Origin of the sequence: Sphingobacterium sp. UBA7253, assembly GCF_002472745.1 — a bacterium.
GTDB lineage: Bacteria > Bacteroidota > Bacteroidia > Sphingobacteriales > Sphingobacteriaceae > Sphingobacterium > Sphingobacterium siyangense.
Map to the genome: position 1 here is coordinate 1 of NZ_DKSP01000219.1, position 18,200 is coordinate 18,200.

Genomic DNA, 18,200 nt, shown 5'->3' on the forward strand with positions numbered 1-18,200 from the left:
TTATCAAAGAAACGGTGGTGATACGGCAATTAATGAGCCCATAAAGCCCGATACCCTTGCCGCTTCCGGCAGCGTATTTTCATGGAACGGTGATTGGAACAATACCGGGGCTTCTGGGAGCAACCTAATGAGCCAGGATATGCAGCAGCAACGGCTTCAACAGCGCCTCGATGATCTCGAGCGACTCATGCGGCAACCGCCCGCATCAGATTATTCTAGTCCTGGATTTTACAGAAACGAACCGGATAGGGATTTCCAGTCATCTGCTGGGCTGCAACGTATCGAGCAAATGGTTAACAATGCGACCGACGATAGCCAGCAGCCGGATGCGGAACTGGACCAGCTTAACGGCATGCTGGAACGCGTGCTCGACATCCAGCACCCGGAACGCTACCGCCAGCGGCTTAAGGACTATACCCTGGAAAAAAGAGGGAGAATTTTGCCCGTAGGTAAGGAAACAGAGATCCTGGCAGTTCCAGTCTCTGGCAATTCCTCTTCGGCTGCCTCTGCTCTTAGCTTAACAAAAGTCAGGCAGACAGGCGCCTTTTTCGGCTTGGATGCAAGTACGGCGCGTGATAGTATAGATATCAGGTCGATTACCGCCATTGTAGCGGAAACCCAGACTGTCGTTTCCGGTTCGAGTCTTAAAATGCAACTGGGTGAGGAAATTTATATAGCCGGTTTCCAGATTCCGAAAGGAACTCCCCTTTACGGTTCCTGTATACTTGAAGGGGAAAGGCTAATGGTTGCTATCACCGGCATCAGGTTGGGCAACCGCCATTTTCCAGTCGAGCTTAAAGTATACGGACTGGACGCCATGCCCGGTATCCGGATCCCCGGAGCTATTACCAGGGATGCTGCCAAAGATGGCGCGGACCGGGCGGTCCAAAGAATGCAGCTTATGAGCCTGGATCCTTCCATAGGCGCCCAGGCAGCTGGCGCTGGCATCGAGGCAGCTAAAAGCCTTTTTTCTAAGAAGGTGAAACTTATCAAAGCCACTGTTAATGCTGGTCTTCAGGTATTGCTAGTAGGTGGTGACGCGAACTAATAAACACATTTAATAAAAAACAAAAACAACAATGAAGAACTTAAAATTTGTTTTCGCTCTACTATTATCCATTTGTAGCCTGACAGCATTCTGTCAGCAAAACGTTAGAGCGGTCGATATCGCGGGATCTTACCCGCTTCAGATTACCGCCCATAAAACTACCCTGCTCATTTTCCCGGCACCGATAGAAGACGGAGACAGGGGGGATGGATCTATCTCTGCCGAACGTGTTGCCAAGGTAAGTAACCTGCTTAAGGTAAAAGCGGTAGATAGTACCATGCAGGAAAGTACACTGCATGTAGTCACCTCCGACGGGAAAATCTATTCCTTTAACGTCACCTATAGTCCGGCGCCATCTCAGCTGACCATTGATGTTTCAAAATTGCCTTACAGGACCAAGGCCAGCTTTAAAGGGGTTTCTCTTAATGAAAAAGAAATTGAAAATTACGCCGCGACAATGCTGGGCGCTGCTCCCTTTATAGGTGGTGTAAAGGCAAAATCAAATGGCCTGAAAATAAAATTGGAATCCATTTATATCAAGGATGACGTGCTTTTCTTTCGCTATAACCTGGCCAATGATACTCATATCGGTTACAATGCCTATGAACCACGCTTTTCTATAAGGGACCGGTCCAGGGCTAAAAGAACCGCTATCCAGGATACTGAAATTGAGCCAATCTATATCCAGTACAAAGGCAAACCCGAAGATCCGACCGGCCAATCCATAATTGTCGCTTTCGCAAAGTTTACCATTGCCGAAAATAAGAACCTGGTGATGGCACTTTCGGAATCAAATGGCGACAGGAACCTGGAATGTAAGTTATCTCAGAAACAGCTATTAAAAGCGAAGGCATTTTCTTACTGATCCAAACTACCTGTAATATGGAGTATACACTTGAAAAACAAGCTGCAAACAATACCCTGTTCAATGATTTCGGGAACTGGAGCCGGCTGGAAGAGTATTTTACCAAACAGCTTAGCCAGAAAGATCTTCAGAGCAGAAGGTACCGGAGCATGAAACTGCGGGAGTATAACAGGATGCTGAGAACATACAGCGGGGGGCTTCTTACTCAGGACGAAAAAGCGCTTATGACGGTGATGAAATTCCAACGCGGATCATTGGTTCGTTCCCTCTATCCGGGACTGCTGAGCCGGATATTCTACCTGGTTTCAAAAGGGGTGGACAACCTGCTTTTCTATAACAAAGAAATGGAAAGAGTAAAGATGGCCAGCGATCAACGCATTATCAATACGAAAATAAGCATTCCGCAGCAACAGGATACTGGCAAACTAAAACTGCCATCGACTCAAAATACTGCTGAAGACCCATCTCGCGAATTGCACCAAAAACGGTATGGTCCCGATCTTGGCGGTAGAGAGCAATTGCAGCAGCAGCGGCCAAAAGGACCATCAATTTAGTTCATAATCTAAATAAACAATATCATGCAAGAAGAAAATTTTGAAGGCTTAAAAACAAGCCTTGAAATCCGGGGCTTCGATGCCTCTATTTTTCCGCAACTGGAAAAGAATATGAAAGAAGGCAAAACTGATTTTGTCCTTCAGTACGAGCATCCTCTGGATGAAAACCGGACCGTACTATGTCAGCTCTCCTTTGATAAGCACCAGGAGCAGGACCATTATTTCTTTAACCGTTATCAGGCCACACTGGTGAACGCCGGTGAGGTGATGGCGCAGATCTCGGTTAGGACATCATGGAAGATTAAGGTTCAGGAAGCAGCCCGGATGATGGAGTATGGTCAAAACGTAGCCGTTTATAAGCAAAACATAATCGGGTACCGTCAGGTTGAAGAGGATCATCCTGCAGAGCAATTCAGATTCAATGCCTATATATCACTGGATCCTGAAGGAAAAACAGACGACAAAGGAAACCTGCTGCTCAATACCTATCATGATAATTATTATGCCAAACGGCCTTTCGATATTATAGACCAGCTGGAAAATCCTGAAGTCCAATTTGAAACCAAAAAAGCATATGAATCGGTTGAAGTGCTGGCAAAAGATCTGCAACATGCAAATAGGATTGCAATCGTTCTGGATCGCAACGGTGTCATGGAAGATGGTTTTTTAGGCTTAAACGCCAGGCGCGGCAAGATAAATTTTATGGATGCCAATGGGATCAGCATCGATATCACTCCTGCAAAAGCAGAAAAATTAGAGGCGAAGGAAAACGCCGAAGTAAAAAAAAAGCCCTGGGTAAACCAGGGGCCACAGAAAGTAGCCTGGAAACCGAAACAGAATAAAGGCTTGTCAAGATAAAGATAGATAAACAGCGAAGTTATGACACCCGAACAAGTTGATATTTACAGAAAAGCATCCCAGACCGGCGCTATATCAAACGAGATGAACCCGCTCTATCTTTTCAGCATTACCCATACGCACCTGCTCATCCGTATTGTAAGCGGTGAGCTGGATGCAAGGGTTTTAGCAGGCATGGAACTCAACCGCAGAAGCCATGAATTAGGTAAGGATTTTCCTGCCGAGGGTATAGAAAAGAAAGCGGCTCAAAAGAAAACGGTTGGCAAAAGCAAAGGAAGAAAACTTTAAACGGTTTGAAATGATAAGAGCAAAAGATTTTAATACCATGGCCGATTACTTGAGCAACCTTGGCCTGCCCTTTAAAGAGATCATCTCCCAGAAAAATATTAATGCCCATGCAGAGGAAATAACCTTGGATGTCATGGACGCCAGCAATGATCAATCTGTTCTTTACTATTTTTCTATTCAAAGGCAAGACAATGGCGACTATGTTTCCCATGATTACAAGGCTAAAATGCTTGTGGTACCCATTGAGCATGGTCATTACGCCGGAATCGATACCCTTGAACTGGAAAAGCAGATGAAAGAAATTAAATGGGCGCTGTTTCCATTATACAAAAATGATGGTCTGCGACCTTTTTTTGAGCAACTGGACCAGCTCCGTACCAGCGGTGATCGTACCGCTGAGGAGTTAGCCAATAAGCTGGCATTGAAATATTTTGCCAATACCATTTTAGAGGATATGCTGCCATTTCCAGACAAGTCTCTCTATGAAAAAATGATTGTTGTTCCCATCAATAATGATGGTAACGATATCGACATTGGACAGGCAGCGTCGTTACTAAAGGGTGGATCGCTGTTAAAGTACTCAGCTAATGATGAGTCCGGTGAACTTTACTGGATTAAAGAAGAAAAAGGTTATTTGAAAGTGTATCCTGATTTCGATGTATCAAACACAATAAAGCAAATGCCCTTGGTAAAGCAGCCGGATATTATCGAGTTATCGGAAATGCTTGCAGGCCTCGGAAAAGGAAAGCCATTTGAAACTGCGCTCATGATTAACAGCAGAATAGTAACTGGCAGTATTTATGTCCAGCCAGAAAATAAAACCCTTGAATTTCGGAATGATAAAGGTAAAACAGTGAACTGGCAGTTGTGGGGCAAGTTGAATCAGAATAAAAAACCGGGCAAAGGCAAAAAAGGACCGGGATTATAATACCAATTTTTAAATCAGTGAGAACGCATTAGTGAGCATGGAAAAAAACACACGACTAAGACCACCTTTAACTTATTATGGTGGTAAACAGACACTCGCCCCCTGGATTATTTCGCTTATACCTGAGCACATCCTTTATTGTGAACCTTTTTTGGGCGGTGGCGCGGTTTATTTTATGAAGCCACCTTCAGAAATAGAGGTTATTAACGATACCAATAAAGAACTGATGAATTTTTATAGGGTGGCCAGCAAGAGATTTGATGAGCTGGCTGCCCTGATAGAGCAGACCCTGCACAGCAGAGATGCCCATCATTCGGCAGTCGTAATTTATAACAACCCGGATCTCTTTGATGAAGTCAAGCGTGCCTGGGCAGTTTGGACTTTATCTGCGCTGGGATTCTCAGGCAAACTTGATGGACCTTTCGGTTATGATAAAACACAGAATTCAACTTCGAAAAGAATCACCGTAAAACGGCAAAACTTCGACGATCGTTATTTGAAGCGTCTCCGAAATGCACAGATCGAATGTGCCGACGCCCTGTATATCATTCAGAGCCGGGATCATAAGGATGCATTCTTTTACTGCGACCCACCTTATATCGGATCCAATATGGGCCACTACAAAGGTTATACGGAACAGGATTATGAAGCACTCCTGAATATGCTTGCCGACATTAAAGGTAAGTTCTTGCTTTCTTCTTATCCTTCCGAAATTCTGGACCGTTTTATTAAAAAGTATAAATGGCAGGTGCTAAAAAAAGAGATGCTCGTTACCGTAAATATAAAAGGGGGCAATCCAAAGAAAAAAGTTGAGATGCTCGTTGGCAATTACCCGCTCTGGCAGTCTGAATAGTAGTTAGGATTTAAACATAATACAGAAAGAATATGGAAAAGTCACCGCACTACATAATAAATCAGGAAACCGGCAAGCTCAATATCTACTCAGAAAAGGAGTTTTTTGAGGCACTTCCTGCTGAACAGAAAGATACCGTAAAGAGGTATTGTTTATGGAGTGGCTCGAAGACCTGTTGGATATCTAAAGCAAAGAGTGAAAATGCCGGATATTTAAGACGTCAGCTCGAAAGCATGGGTTTTATTTATAAGGAGACTATCGGAGAAAAACTGAGTTTTGAACAGCAAATACAACGCGAAAAAGAAAAGTCTGAATCAAGGGCCGAACGGGCCTTGACGAGGGCTGCTAAATCAGATGAGCGTTCAGAGCAACTCTATGGTCAGGCAAAATCAATGGCTGGACAGATTCCCTTCGGCCAGCCGATTCTTATTGGGCATCACAGTGAAAAGGCCGATAGGAATTTTAGGGACAAAATCCACAACAAATTTGGTAAAGCATTCGAAGAAATGGATAAGGCTGAATTCTATAGAAAGCAGGCCGAACGTGCAAAAAAAGAAGCTTTGGGTAAAAAGTTTGAAGATCCGTTTTATCTAGTAATAAGAATTAAGGAATGCGAACGCGATCTTAAAGTTTGTAATAGAAGGTTGGAAGGTAAGTTTTATGCTCATTCGAAACCAGAACCAATAAGTGAAAAGGAAAAACTCTTTTATGAAGAGCGTCTGATACAGATCCAGGAAAAGCTTGATTTCTATAAGGAGTGTTTAAGCAAAATTCCCGATCAGAAAACTATAGAAAACAACGTGAAAGCAAAAAGAAAAGGGTCTATAGCTGCTGTCACCGTAATGCAGATTTGGAGGAGTAAAGATGAGTACAGAAAAAAATGAAGAAAACTATTTGATAAGGGATCTGGAAACCGGCTCCCTTGAAATTCATATCAAAAGCAAGGAAGCCTATTTAAAACTTTCATCAACTAACCTTAAGCTAATTAAGAATAAATTTCGCTGGAGCAGGCCAGGAAATTGCTGGCTATCAAAAGCAGATTTTAATTTATGCCATGCGGTAGTAGATCGCTTCCTCAAGCTGGGGTACCAAGATCAGGGATGGAAAGGAAGTAGGATCCCTTTTGAGAAAAAAATCTTACAGCGACTTAATAAAAACTCAAGTATCGCAATAAAGTATGATGTCAAATCTCAAATGCTGCAACGGAAAGCTGTCAATATTGAGCGATATATTGAACGTCGTCAACAATTGTTGGCAATCGAACCGGATCGTTTCGTCAAGCAGGATTTAAAAAGACAAATCCAGACTGCTGAAAGCAAAGCTGTTTCTGCACTGGAAATGGCAAATTTCTACAGCGAACAGTCTAAAATTTTCCTGGAAAGATCCGCTGTCTTGGTGCTTAATCTGACTAACCCGAAATATCTTAAAAGTCAGCTTAATAAAAACAAGATACAACCGATCCTGGAGAAGCAAAAAAACGTTGGAATTTCTAATCGAATCGACGTCGCTCCAGCCGCCGATAAGCTTAATGCTGATAGACGCTTGTTCATCGGAAGGTTAAAAACGGCACAGGAACAGACTCTGTTTTATAAGAATAAACTCCGCAATATCGTAGAACATATTGCAGAAGACATGACGCTTTTTTATGGTAAACCTGTTTTTATGTCCAAACGGTCGGCACCGGACGGCATCGGCTTGGTTGTAGGCCATATTCCGGAGGATAGTAAACTTGTGCTTAAACTAAATGACGGGACCTACATCGCAAAAGAACTTGAAAAGCTCTCTATTCTGCAACCTGCCTATGAAATCTTGCAAGTACTAAATTCCAGGGAAATAAAAAGTAAGGAGAAAACCAGGATAGAGGGATTTAGGGCCCTTGCTATGATTAAAACAGACAAACCTTTGGAAGCAATGCAGATTATCAGAAAAGCTGGTCTGGCGAGTCAATGCATGGTCCGTTGTAGCGATCATTTAAAAAATCAAATTCAATTAAAAAAGTCGCTGACCCGATCTAAGAAACTAGGGTTTTGATCAATAAAAATTAAATGCAGTATATGGCAGAAATTAAAAAACGTATTCTATCGTTCAGTAATGGTAAAACGATAAAATTATATGGCAATAGTGTTGCCATAGGAAAAAGTATGGAAATCGCCGAAGCCTTTACACCCAATATTTTCGGTTTTATAATAACAGGTGGTGATGGCAAAACTGGGGAGGTATTCAATCCGCATAAACTTACGGCCGAAGAAATGATGGAACTTGCAGATTACAATATCCGTATGTGGATGGACTTTAAAGATGCTGTTAGAAATTATGGCATAAGCAATACAAAAATTTTTAAAAAAGAAGCAATGATTTAGGAGGTGAGTTATGGGAAATACAAATTTAGAAGAGCAAAAATCTATGCAAATTACAAGCAGGGACTTGGAGGCCTTAAAGGAGGAGTTACTGACTGAGATCAGGAGCTTGCTATACGCCAAAATTACTTATCCCAAAAGATGGTTAAAAACAAGAGATGTAATTAAGCTGCTCAATACCTGCTCCGGGAAGCTTCAGACGCTAAGAAAGTCTAAAAAGTTGCCTTACGTAAAATTAGGTGGGGATATGTATTACGACATAGAAGATATCGAAGCGATGATGCAAAAATATAAAGTGGGTTAAATTTTGTATTTAAAGGATGACATAAACGGTCTTGGCAAGCAGGTTCCTCCACTATTAAAACATGTGGTGATATATTTCCTTGAACTGGGCAAAAAGCAGTCGGAAGCTGAAGCGTTTTACAAGTTTTATGAACAGCGAAAATGGCAATATAGGGGAAGATTGATCAGAAATTGGAAAGAGCTTGCATGGCATTGGGTTTACAACAAAAGTATTGACCCATCCTGTTTGTCATGAATTTTTGATGATAAGAAATCGCCAAAATTTAAGTTACAACAAGAAGCTAAATCTAAAAATAGGTAAATTTGAATATCCAAATAATTGAAAAATGAACCGTATCCTTAAAGAAGCGTTAGTCTATAATGATCAAAAAGCATTGAAGCACTTATCAAAATTTGTTGCTAAATGGGTGCGTGACCAACTGGAAGATCTGCACGTTAGAAATGATGTTATGGATGATCAAGCAATGCCTGAAATAAACAGGCAAATAAGAAATGGGATTTATAATGCATTATATATACTTTCCAACTCAGCCATGGATTCGGAGTGCTTAAAGCTTGCTGTCGATACAGAGCAGCGTATTCCAGAGTATTGGGAGGATCCGGTTTTGGATATTTATCTGGAAAAGAATAGACAACAACTGGATTCTGTTGAGCTCAAATTCGAGTCCTCATTTCTGAATGAACAACTGCACGCGGAAAATATTTACCGTCTGCCCGGTACTTCCTTCATCCGGTCAAAGTCAATTTTAGAGCTTCCTGATATGGATACTGAAATGCGCAAAAAAAATCTCAATAAGATCTCTGCCCATCTTAGACGGGAAGGGTATAGTTATGATCCTGATAAAGATGCTTATGTGAAACCATTGAAATTTAACATTTGAAAATTTTACTCTTAAAGGTATTAATTGAAAATCGAAAGCGTGGACCATTACTGCTGCATTCGTTTATTTTATTCAGCTAAAGAACAGGTAAATTATTATAATTTACCTGTTTTGCTTTTAGCCCCTTTCCTACCGAAAAGGGAGCTGAACCTAAGCTTTAATTCCAAATTGGGGACTTCAAAGTATTTGATGACAATCCACGATTTTTCTTACGAGATCGGGTCCATAGACAGCATTATAAAAAAGACAGTGCTAAGATATACGCTGCGAAGACCCTGATCCTCGATTTAAGAAAACAATGCCGGAGGTTCGGTCGCCGCTTATCAGCCGCTATTTCCCTTTATCTATACTAGTCCGATCAAAGAACTTAATGGGATGATACTTGCTTCTGATGATCTGATCAACGTTTATCAAGAAGCACTTATATAGGAACTAAAAGCTGAAAAAGTTGATAGTGGATCAGTTAAAGAGCTCCAGATGCTATTACCATTACTTGAAAAAGGACGTAGCCAGCTCGTAGAAACACCTCCGCCGCCCAAAAAGTATGGTCCAACTATGCCATTGCCGGTAAACGTCGGTATTATCATTAACTACGCCTGCCAAAGTGCAGCTGAACCATTTTTACTTAACTTTAAACAAAACAGTAAGGTTACTCTATTCGGATAGAACACCTTCGGTGCATTTGATTATGTAAACGCAACTTTTACTTACAGTCCATCCGGGCTGTATTTTTTCAAGCTTGAATAGCGGAAATTTTCCGATTCTCACAACCGATCAGAAGATGACTGTCAAAGGTGGCGGTGGAACAGAGGGAAAACCGTAACCTACCAGGGAAGAGATTATAAATGTGACACCGACCGTGTAGAATGGGGAGACGGACGGTATCACTTCCTGGGCTACTAACAGGGAAAGCTTGTTCTTGACTATTGGGGATAACACCTTAATATGAACTAGCAGGTGGTTTAATCGGAAGCTGCATCATGCAGTTTTATCCAGCTTCCTTTTTTTAATCGTAAAGATGATTGTATGAGCGAGTATAGTGCACTATTTTTTTGTCTTTTATCGACCATCGTTTACGGCGGCGACAAATTAGATCAACAAGTTTCCCAGTATTATCATTATAAAAACCAGGCAGAGGTCCACATATTAGACAGCTCATATAAACATGCGCTGGAAAGTTACAACGTGGCATTTACCTATAAATATCCCAATATTAGGGATCTTTACAATGCCTTTGCAGTCGCCTATCTTGTCGCTGATTCAAATGCCGCTAAGCACTTTTTTGACGAAATGGTACTTAATGGGCAAACAATAGAAAAATTTGCGAAGGGCAGATTTGTAACGACTATACATGAGGAGTCCTTATATAAGTGGCTGACAAAAAATTACGATTCCCTAAAAAGTATAGCAGACAAAAGTGAAAAGAAACTGTTGGCTGCTCGTTACGATTCAATCTATGATGAAGATCAGCGTATAAGAAAAACAGAACATAAAACTCAAGGCGAGATAAAAAAGCTCATTTCTGAAGATTCTGCCAACATCAAAAATGCTATTCGCCTAATCAAGGAGTATGGATTCCCCAGTTATGAGCGCATCGGCCTTTTTGAAAAGGATGCTGAAGGATATGCAGCCGCAGACAACTGCATGTGGATGTTACTTTGGCACGCCCGACATTCCAATCACACCCTCAATGGCCCGGTAAGAAAAGCAGTCCTGGCGGGCGATTATCCTCCTGATGAGTTTGCGTTAATTATAGACATGCAGGCAGACACAAGTCTTTATTTTGGTGTATTGCCTCGTAAGGCCGACAAAAATGGGAAAGTCATTTTTGAAGAGGTTCCAGACATGCAAGCCGTGAACGAAAGGCGTGCAACCCTTTACCTGGAATCGTTAGAAGAGTATAAAAGGAAACTCAACTACCAAAAATATGTGGACAAGCGTTTTTACATGTCTTCCGTTTGGGGAGATATTTTAAACTACGCTCCAATGGAGTTCCGAAAATGGGGTGCCATAGAATAGCGCGTTCCAATAATCAACATTTTACCGAAAGCTCAGGGAGCAGATCGACATGATCTGCCCTCGTTCAATGGCCCACCGCATTGAACCAGGATTTTTATTGACTCAAACATAACGGCGCATTATTTAATTCCTGATTTTTTCAGCCAGGGCGTGCCATGCTACAAGTAAGCTGGAGCCCTATCAAAAGACACTATCCAAGTCAATTTCTTCAACAGCAGGCAGAAAAATTATTTAAAAATATAACCTCCCAAACTTCAATTTTGAAACAATTCCCCTTTTATAAGCAGACGGATGCGATGGATTGCAGTCCAACTTGTGTCCGGATGATCACAAAGTTTTACGGCAAAAACTATTCGCTCGAGAACCTGTGTAATAAAAGTTATTTGACCAGGGATGGAGTCAGCATGCGCCAATTCGAGCGCCGTGCATTAACTCATTTGGGCGTATCTTCGAAACTATTTTCCCGGATCACCAGCTTCGCCAATGCGTGCATGTTTAAAGAAGCCAATTATTTAAACTGCAAGAACATGGCTAGGATAGCTTGAGATTAAATGTCCTTGATCATTGAATAGTTTACTACGTACCCTGTTCATGGATTCACTGATACGGCTTTTCCGGACCCTGCAGTAGCGTTCTGTTGTTCTTATGCTTTTATGGCCTAGCATTTTACTCACATCCTCAAGAGGAACACCTAGATTCAGCATCATATCAGCAAAGGTGTGTCTCGCCAAGTGGGTGTGGAGCTCCCTATTTATGCCACAAAGCGTAGCAATTTCCTTTAGATATCCATTATATCTTGTATTGCTGTTAACCGGAATTAGCAAGTTGTTTTTAACGCAATATTGGTGACCGTTATATTTATTTATCAGCTCTTCTATTATTGGTAATATGGGTACCATTTCAGTTACCTTTGTTTTACCACGTTCCTTAATTAGCCACCTTTCCCTATTGACACCGACCTCTATTATATTTTCAGGGGTAAGGGTATAAATATCCTGGTATGCAAAGCCGGTAAAACATTGAAATATAAATGCATCTCTTACTTCTGATAACCTATTAATCGGAAGATCCTTTCGATAAATTGAATTTACTTGGTAAAACTCTAGTGGCTCGATTTCTTTATCACCACCATAGCAAACAAATGCCTTGATAGGGTTTAAGGGGATTAATTTATTCTTAGCACAACCTTCAAGGATCTGTTTTAGCTTTTTGATATACCCTTTTGCAGTGACAGCGCTAATTGGTTTATCTACTTCCAGCGTCATGTAGTCGAAGAACTTTTCAGCAAAAGAATAGGTAATGTTTTCCAGTTCAAAATCCTTCGCTTCGTATTGGAACTTGATAAATGATATTACCTTTTTTTTAGCCGACCTCCAGTGTTTTAATGTATCATTCGATCTGTCCTTTTTCTTAACCAGCTTTTCAAACCGCTTTATAAAGTCATCAAAGACTTTCAACAAAGTAGGTTTTTTTTCGATTTCCATTGACTTCTGGACTGGCCCAATATAATCTAACGGTAGGCCCAGGTAAGCATTTTTAAGCATGAGAGGGGTTATTTTTTCATGCTTGCTCCTCAAAATTTTAACGTGGGTATCAAGGTCAACATCTGCCTTGGAAATCTTTAAATTGTTTTCCCTCGCCGTTGCACTTGATTCAGTGTCTCTTTTGATATTAGTATCCCAAAATTGGGGCTTAATTTTAATACCTAGAGATAATGGCTCTTCTTCGCCTTCGATGGTAATTCTTGCGTACAAAGGGCAAGTGCCATCGCTCGTTTTTTTTGACCTCTTAAGCCAAAAAAGAATGTGGACTTTCTGATTATTCATCCTACACATTTTAAAGGTTGAAAAATGACCCCGCCTTGTCTGCGGGAATTAATTTCCGATCCTTAAATCCAACTGCACAAAACCAGATTTCAAAAGAATGGTGCCCCAATTTACACACTAAAATGGGGCACCGAAAGGGGCACCATTTAATATGCTAGGATATGATATGAGATAGTATGATAATTTGTAGAAAGGCTTAATTATCATAGGATAAACGCAAAAAAGGCGCTATAAATAGCGCCTTTTGTGATCCCGCTGGGATTCGAACCCAGGACCCATACATTAAAAGTGTATTGCTCTACCAGCTGAGCTACGGAATCTTACTTCTTTGTTTCTGAACTACCGTTCCTTGTTTGAAGTGATGCAAAGATAGGGTTAATCCCTATTCCACGCAAGTATTTGTGCGATAAAAATGCGCTACGGCTGTTTAGGGCTTCATTTTTAGTGATTTATTTTTTTGTTTAGGATAGAAATTCCCGGTCTTCATCCGATAATTGGGACTTTCTGTCGCTGTTTTCTTCTTCCGATTCGTCTATTTCTTCCTCTTCATACGCCCGCTGTTTCTTTTTTCCGATTTTCAATAGGGATACGAATACAATTCCGGCAATAAAAAAGGCCAATAATAGCTTCCATAGTGCCACTTGTGATTCCCCAAGAAAATTGAGCTGCACCGATTGCGGATTTTTGACACACACAACTGTGATGATAACCGTTATCAAGATTAAAAAAATATTACGCATGTTACTGTAAACTATATGTCGTTATTCTAACAGCGAATATAGGGAATATCTGTTTTTAATCGATATCGATCTTTGCCCGATTTAAGCGTAAAGAATTCAAGATAACCGAAACGGAACTGAAACTCATCGCAGCGGCAGCAATCATCGGGGACAGGAGAATTCCGAAAGTAGGATATAGAAGTCCGGCAGCCAATGGAATTCCGAGTATATTATAGACGAAAGCAAAACCCAGGTTCTCCTTAATATTACGGAGTAGTTTTTGACTCAGTACCTTTGCTTTGGCTATTCCGATAAGGTCTCCTTTCAGCAAAGTGAGTGAAGCGCTTTGTATGGCAACATCGGTCCCTGTGCCCATGGCAATGCCGATATCGGCTTGAGCAAGGGCAGGGGCATCATTGATACCATCACCAGCCATAGCCACCACATGTCCTTTTTGCTGTAACGCATGAATTTCCTGCAATTTATCTTTGGGCAAGGCATTGGCTTTGAAATGCTTGATGCCAACTTGATCCGCCACAGCCCTTGCCGTATGTATATTATCTCCCGTCAGCATAACGACATCGACTTTATGCTGTATAAGATATTGGATTGCACGCTTCGAAGAGGCTTTTATTTGATCTGAAATACTAAAATACCCCAATAAGCTACTGTCTTTTGCAAGGAAGGATACCGTCTTTCCATGGGATTGAGCAGTTTCGGCCATCTGCTTCATATCATGAGGAATTGTTATGCCGATAGACTCCATCAACAATTGATTGCCCAGTGCTATGCTATGTCCAGCTATATTTCCCGTGATTCCTTGCCCGGCAACATTTTCAAAATCGGAAACTGCAAGGTCCGTTTTACTATTTTCCTTTTTTGCCCTTTCAATAATAGCATGACCTAATGGATGTGTGCTATTGGCGTTTAAAGCGGCAGCCAAAGATAATATCTCGTCTTTGCTGCTGGAAGAGTTTGGCTGAATATCATCAACGGTGGGTTTTCCTTCGGTGATGGTACCTGTTTTGTCTGTTAGAACCACATCTACATGGTTCATTTTTTCCAGCGCACTTGCATCTTTGATCAGGATCCCATGTTTGGCCCCTTTGCCGACACCCACCATGACAGACATCGGTGTAGCGAGTCCCAAGGCACAGGGGCAGGCGACAATAAGTACGGCAAGTGCATTGGCAAAGCCGAATGCTAAGGAAGCGGAAGGAACCCAAAGCCACCAGGTAAGAAATGTCAAAATTGCAATGATTATGACAATCGGAACAAATATCTCGGATACTTTATCCGTTAATCGTTGAATGGGAGCCTTGCTTCTGCTCGCATCATTGACGAGTTGAATGATCTGAGCCAGTAGGGTGTCCGAACCGATACGTTCTGCTTTCATGAGGAAACTGCGGTCGCCATTGATTGTTCCCGAACTAACATGATCTCCTTCCTGTTTTTCTACCGGAATAGGTTCACCCGTCAGCATGGATTCATCAATGTTACTGTTGCCATCCGTAATCTGCCCGTCAACGGGGATTTTGTCCCCGGGTTTTACTTTGAGTATATCTCCGAGTTGAATTTGATCTATGCCGATCTTTTTATCTATTCCATTTTCTACGCGCGTAGCTTCGGAAGGGCTCAGCTTGATCAGCTCTTTGATTGCCGAATTGGTTTTGGAATGTGCTTTGGCCTCCATCACCTGGCCTAATAATACCAAAGTCAATATGACGGTAACGGATTCGAAGTAAAGTGCAATGTAGCCATGGTGATTTTTTAATTCAGCAGGGAAGACCTGCGGAAAAAATAGGCCAACCAAACTATAGACAAACGCAGCTCCAGCACCAAGTGCAATCAGGCTAAACATATTAAGGCGCCAGGTTTTGAAAGATGCCCAGCCCCGTTGAAAAAAAGACCAACAGGTATAAAAAACAACCGGCAGGGATAAAGCCAGCTGAACCCAGCCAGACCAACTCGGCGAAATGATTTTACCTATTGGATTACCGGGAAGCATTTCGCCCATGGAAAGTATAAAGATCGGGACCGTAAATAGGATAGAGACCCATAATTTCATGCGTAGATCACGATATGTGTGATCGTCGGCCTCATCATTCCCATTGGCAATAGGCACAAGGTCCATACCGCATATAGGGCAATTTCCAGGATGATCTTGTACAATCTCAGGATGCATAGGACAGGTATATTGAAGATCTGTCTTTAACATGGGTACCTTTTCCAGATTCATGCCGCATACCGGACAGTTTCCGGGTTCATTATAGCGTTTGTCGCCCTCACAATGCATCGGACAATAGTATTGATCAGCAGACGTATGACCATGTGCTTTGTCAGGTGTAGATATTGTCTGTGATTGATGTACCGTGGCATTTGACTGAGCGGAATGATTGTGTTGCTGTTCGTGTTGGATATGCAAGGTCGCTGCATGCTCAGTATGCAGCTTATTTTTAATTGCTGTTTCTGCATCGAGCTTCACCAAATGCATACCACAAATCGGACAATTTCCTGGCTGGCTGTACGTTTTTTCACCTTCGCAATGCATGGGGCAGCCATATCTCTCCGAAGCTTGTGCTACAATGTGTTGATCGGACTGTACATCACCCTGATGCTTATGTATTTCGCTGAGTTGATAAGGACCTAATTTTGATATTATTTCCTGTAATTGCTGTAACGGAATATGTTTCTGGGATGTTACTGTCATGCTTGGCGGGTTTAAAGTTACCTCGGCATGAACCCCAGGAAGCTCATTCAATGCATGTTCGATTGTGGTTCTACATCCATCACAGGACATTCCCGAAAGTGTATAGTGGTGTTGCATAGCGTTGTCTTTGTTGCCTAAAGTTAAACGTTATATCGAGGTGATTTTTACACTTTTACCGGGTTTTCTTGTAAAATTTCCCGTTGATAATATGTGCTTCCGGTTTGCTCTCATTTTCTAGGTCGAACCAGCGTTATAGTCTTCCGGAAACGAAATATGGTGTAAAAAAAACAGCGAAACTACGCTATGGTAAACACAACCGAACTATGTTTTGTTTGCTCTGGGGATAGGTATGGGATAGGGGAATTTCCCTTTGATTAAGCCAGTAGCATTACTTGGGGATGTTTTATCAATGTATTGATGGTTACTTGTTCTTTCAGAACTGCTTCGTGAAAAGGCGCCGGGATCATCAATTTAAATGTTTTTCGGGCGGTTTTTACTAGGAAAAGAGCACCGTGAATCACTTGCTTATCGTCGATGATCAACGTGTGCTGTGTTGCCGGCTGATTGCCTAATTTTTCCTTTTCGATGAGTTGTATTAGTTGTTGCATTGTATCAGAATATTTAGCCAAAATTACCAAATACTTAGCATTTATTGTTTTTTTTCTAATCGTTGCTATTTGAAATTTATCCACTGCTTTCAACCTTTTATTATTTTTTTAATAGCTAATAATCGTTTTAGCAAAGAAGAGTTTTCAAAACATAGCGCAATCGATTGCGTATTTAGTCTGCTAAAATGCTAAATATGAGAAGGATGTATTTGCTAAAGTTTGTTTAACTTTTTTAGCTTTGTGCAACAAATATCCAATAAAACAACATTATGAGTGGTATAACTACACTAGGTCAATTTATCATTGAAAAACAGGCCGATTTTCCGTATGCTAAAGGGGAGCTTTCTAGACTACTGCGCGATATTGGAATCGCAGCAAAAATTGTAAATAGAGAGGTTAATAAAGCGGGATTGGTTGATATTTTAGGCGATGCAGGCCAGGTCAATGTGCAGGGCGAGGGACAAAAGAAACTGGATGTTTATGCCGATGAGCAGTTTATCAAAGCGCTTCAAAGTGGGGGAGAATGCTGTGTAGTTGCCTCAGAGGAACATGAAAATCCAGTGTATATCCAATCAGGGGTTTCCAAAAATGCGAAATATATTGTGTGTATTGACCCGCTGGATGGCTCAAGCAATATCGATGTTAACGTATCTGTGGGGACGATTTTTTCCATTTATCGACGAATTTCTGATACGGGTGTTTCTTGTAATAGCAATGATATTTTACAGCATGGAACGAAACAGGTCGCTGCAGGTTATGTAATCTATGGTAGTTCAACCATGTTGGTGTACACAACGGGAAAGGGCGTAAACGGATTCACATTGGATCCTTCGATCGGCGAGTTTTGTTTATCCCATCCTGATATGAAAATTCCGGCTTCGGGTCAAATTTATTCGATTAACGAAGGAAATTATTCCAAATTTCCAAACGGCGTTAAGCAATATATCAAATATTGCCAAATGGAGGAAAGTGCAACGCAACGCCCCTATGCGTCACGGTATATCGGCTCAATGGTGGCCGATATTCACCGTAATCTCCTCAAAGGGGGTATCTTTCTTTATCCAACGACTTCTGCGCACCCTAATGGTAAGCTAAGATTGATGTATGAGTGCAATCCAATTGCCTTCATCATTGAGCAGGCAGGGGGTAAAGCTTCGAATGGATCTCAGCGCATACTCGATATTGAGCCAAAAACTTTGCACCAGCGATCAGCAGCTTTTTTGGGCAATACCGATATGGTGGAATTGCTGGAAGATTTCCTGAAAAAATACAGTGATTGATTCTGTAGTGATTCAATGATAGGTAAGATTCTTTAGACAATAAGAATTATTTATCTTTGTCCTCAGAAAATGGCTTCATTATTGCGAAGCCATTTCTTTTTCA

The 18,200-nt window shown here is 41.5% G+C and carries 19 protein-coding genes and 1 tRNA gene; 15 read left to right on the top strand and 5 right to left on the bottom strand.

Features of this window, described 5'->3' with window-relative positions:
* The 14 genes from traM to B2X72_RS22380 form a co-directional block, all read left to right on the top strand.
* Positions 1–1,048, top strand: a 1,048-nt coding sequence (gene traM / locus B2X72_RS22315; RefSeq protein WP_286851522.1) for a conjugative transposon protein TraM, incomplete at its 5' end; no start/stop codon positions are given.
* 31 nt (positions 1,049–1,079) lie between these two features.
* Positions 1,080–1,913: a conjugative transposon protein TraN gene (gene traN / locus B2X72_RS22320; protein ID WP_286776896.1), complete on the top strand. Its 834-nt coding sequence runs from the start codon at positions 1,080–1,082 to the stop codon at positions 1,911–1,913.
* Positions 1,914–1,930: 17 nt separating this feature from the next.
* Positions 1,931–2,467: a hypothetical protein gene (locus B2X72_RS22325; protein ID WP_070561886.1), complete on the top strand. Its 537-nt coding sequence runs from the start codon at positions 1,931–1,933 to the stop codon at positions 2,465–2,467.
* Positions 2,468–2,491: 24 nt separating this feature from the next.
* Positions 2,492–3,325, top strand: coding sequence for a hypothetical protein (locus B2X72_RS22330; RefSeq protein ID WP_182981130.1), 834 nt, complete (start codon positions 2,492–2,494; stop codon positions 3,323–3,325).
* Positions 3,326–3,346: 21 nt separating this feature from the next.
* Entirely contained in the window at positions 3,347–3,613 is a 267-nt protein-coding gene (locus tag B2X72_RS22335) for a hypothetical protein (RefSeq protein WP_070561889.1), read from the top strand.
* Positions 3,614–3,623: 10 nt separating this feature from the next.
* On the top strand, positions 3,624–4,541 hold the full coding sequence (locus B2X72_RS22340) for a hypothetical protein (protein WP_070561891.1): 918 nt from the start codon (positions 3,624–3,626) through the stop codon (positions 4,539–4,541).
* A 37-nt stretch (positions 4,542–4,578) separates the two neighbouring features.
* Positions 4,579–5,394 (top strand): DNA adenine methylase, encoded by an 816-nt coding sequence (locus tag B2X72_RS22345; RefSeq protein ID WP_070561893.1) that lies wholly within the window; start codon positions 4,579–4,581, stop codon positions 5,392–5,394.
* Between the two features lie 32 nt (positions 5,395–5,426).
* Positions 5,427–6,278, top strand: a complete 852-nt coding sequence (locus tag B2X72_RS22350; protein ID WP_070561895.1) for a DUF3560 domain-containing protein — start codon at positions 5,427–5,429, stop codon at positions 6,276–6,278.
* Positions 6,259–7,425: a hypothetical protein gene (locus tag B2X72_RS22355; protein WP_070561897.1), complete on the top strand. Its 1,167-nt coding sequence runs from the start codon at positions 6,259–6,261 to the stop codon at positions 7,423–7,425. Before B2X72_RS22350 ends, B2X72_RS22355 begins: the two co-directional genes overlap by 20 nt.
* Before the next feature lie 23 nt (positions 7,426–7,448).
* Positions 7,449–7,754, top strand: a complete 306-nt coding sequence (locus tag B2X72_RS22360) for a hypothetical protein (protein WP_139144903.1) — start codon at positions 7,449–7,451, stop codon at positions 7,752–7,754.
* Between the two features lie 10 nt (positions 7,755–7,764).
* Positions 7,765–8,055, top strand: coding sequence for a helix-turn-helix domain-containing protein (locus B2X72_RS22365; RefSeq protein WP_070561901.1), 291 nt, complete (start codon positions 7,765–7,767; stop codon positions 8,053–8,055).
* A gap of 325 nt (positions 8,056–8,380) precedes the next feature.
* A complete protein-coding gene (locus B2X72_RS22370; protein ID WP_070561904.1) occupies positions 8,381–8,935 on the top strand; it encodes a hypothetical protein in 555 nt (184 codons plus the stop codon).
* A gap of 1,026 nt (positions 8,936–9,961) precedes the next feature.
* The gene (locus B2X72_RS22375) at positions 9,962–10,954 is read left to right on the top strand and encodes a hypothetical protein (RefSeq protein ID WP_070561907.1); all 993 of its coding nucleotides are present in this window, start codon (positions 9,962–9,964) and stop codon (positions 10,952–10,954) included.
* A 155-nt stretch (positions 10,955–11,109) separates the two neighbouring features.
* On the top strand, positions 11,110–11,499 hold the full coding sequence (locus B2X72_RS22380) for a cysteine peptidase family C39 domain-containing protein (RefSeq protein ID WP_070561909.1): 390 nt from the start codon (positions 11,110–11,112) through the stop codon (positions 11,497–11,499).
* Here the strand turns inward: B2X72_RS22380 and B2X72_RS22385 are convergent.
* The 5 genes from B2X72_RS22385 to B2X72_RS22405 form a co-directional block, all read right to left on the bottom strand.
* Complete coding sequence (locus tag B2X72_RS22385) at positions 11,467–12,780, bottom strand: site-specific integrase (protein WP_070561911.1); 1,314 nt, start codon at positions 12,778–12,780, stop codon at positions 11,467–11,469. The two genes, B2X72_RS22380 and B2X72_RS22385, sit on opposite strands and share 33 nt — an antisense overlap.
* A 247-nt stretch (positions 12,781–13,027) precedes the next feature.
* Positions 13,028–13,100 (bottom strand) — tRNA-Lys (locus B2X72_RS22390).
* 141 nt (positions 13,101–13,241) lie between these two features.
* On the bottom strand, positions 13,242–13,520 hold the full coding sequence (locus B2X72_RS22395) for a lipopolysaccharide assembly protein LapA domain-containing protein (RefSeq protein WP_182981140.1): 279 nt from the start codon (positions 13,518–13,520) through the stop codon (positions 13,242–13,244).
* 55 nt (positions 13,521–13,575) lie between these two features.
* On the bottom strand, positions 13,576–16,326 hold the full coding sequence (locus tag B2X72_RS22400; protein WP_286851526.1) for a heavy metal translocating P-type ATPase: 2,751 nt from the start codon (positions 16,324–16,326) through the stop codon (positions 13,576–13,578).
* A 257-nt stretch (positions 16,327–16,583) separates the two neighbouring features.
* Complete coding sequence (locus B2X72_RS22405; protein ID WP_088161097.1) at positions 16,584–16,910, bottom strand: hypothetical protein; 327 nt, start codon at positions 16,908–16,910, stop codon at positions 16,584–16,586.
* A 176-nt stretch (positions 16,911–17,086) separates the two neighbouring features.
* Between B2X72_RS22405 and fbp the strand changes: the two genes are divergently transcribed.
* On the top strand, positions 17,087–18,097 hold the full coding sequence (gene fbp / locus B2X72_RS22410; RefSeq protein WP_088161098.1) for a class 1 fructose-bisphosphatase: 1,011 nt from the start codon (positions 17,087–17,089) through the stop codon (positions 18,095–18,097).
* The last annotated feature ends 103 nt before the right edge of the window (positions 18,098–18,200 follow it).

Excerpts from the sequence above, each read along its gene's own strand:
- traN (WP_286776896.1), top strand. The coding sequence starts at position 1,080 with ATGAAGAACTTAAAATTTGTTTTCGCTCTACTATTATCCATTTGTAGC.
- B2X72_RS22325 (WP_070561886.1), top strand. The coding sequence starts at position 1,931 with ATGGAGTATACACTTGAAAAACAAGCTGCAAACAATACCCTGTTCAAT.
- B2X72_RS22330 (WP_182981130.1), top strand. The coding sequence starts at position 2,492 with ATGCAAGAAGAAAATTTTGAAGGCTTAAAAACAAGCCTTGAAATCCGG.
- B2X72_RS22335 (WP_070561889.1), top strand. The coding sequence starts at position 3,347 with ATGACACCCGAACAAGTTGATATTTACAGAAAAGCATCCCAGACCGGC.
- B2X72_RS22340 (WP_070561891.1), top strand. The coding sequence starts at position 3,624 with ATGATAAGAGCAAAAGATTTTAATACCATGGCCGATTACTTGAGCAAC.
- B2X72_RS22345 (WP_070561893.1), top strand. The coding sequence starts at position 4,579 with ATGGAAAAAAACACACGACTAAGACCACCTTTAACTTATTATGGTGGT.
- B2X72_RS22350 (WP_070561895.1), top strand. The coding sequence starts at position 5,427 with ATGGAAAAGTCACCGCACTACATAATAAATCAGGAAACCGGCAAGCTC.
- B2X72_RS22355 (WP_070561897.1), top strand. The coding sequence starts at position 6,259 with ATGAGTACAGAAAAAAATGAAGAAAACTATTTGATAAGGGATCTGGAA.
- B2X72_RS22360 (WP_139144903.1), top strand. The coding sequence starts at position 7,449 with ATGGCAGAAATTAAAAAACGTATTCTATCGTTCAGTAATGGTAAAACG.
- B2X72_RS22365 (WP_070561901.1), top strand. The coding sequence starts at position 7,765 with ATGGGAAATACAAATTTAGAAGAGCAAAAATCTATGCAAATTACAAGC.
- B2X72_RS22370 (WP_070561904.1), top strand. The coding sequence starts at position 8,381 with ATGAACCGTATCCTTAAAGAAGCGTTAGTCTATAATGATCAAAAAGCA.
- B2X72_RS22375 (WP_070561907.1), top strand. The coding sequence starts at position 9,962 with ATGAGCGAGTATAGTGCACTATTTTTTTGTCTTTTATCGACCATCGTT.
- B2X72_RS22380 (WP_070561909.1), top strand. The coding sequence starts at position 11,110 with ATGCTACAAGTAAGCTGGAGCCCTATCAAAAGACACTATCCAAGTCAA.
- B2X72_RS22385 (WP_070561911.1), bottom strand. The coding sequence starts at position 12,780 with ATGAATAATCAGAAAGTCCACATTCTTTTTTGGCTTAAGAGGTCAAAA.
- B2X72_RS22395 (WP_182981140.1), bottom strand. The coding sequence starts at position 13,520 with ATGCGTAATATTTTTTTAATCTTGATAACGGTTATCATCACAGTTGTG.
- B2X72_RS22400 (WP_286851526.1), bottom strand. The coding sequence starts at position 16,326 with ATGCAACACCACTATACACTTTCGGGAATGTCCTGTGATGGATGTAGA.
- fbp (WP_088161098.1), top strand. The coding sequence starts at position 17,087 with ATGAGTGGTATAACTACACTAGGTCAATTTATCATTGAAAAACAGGCC.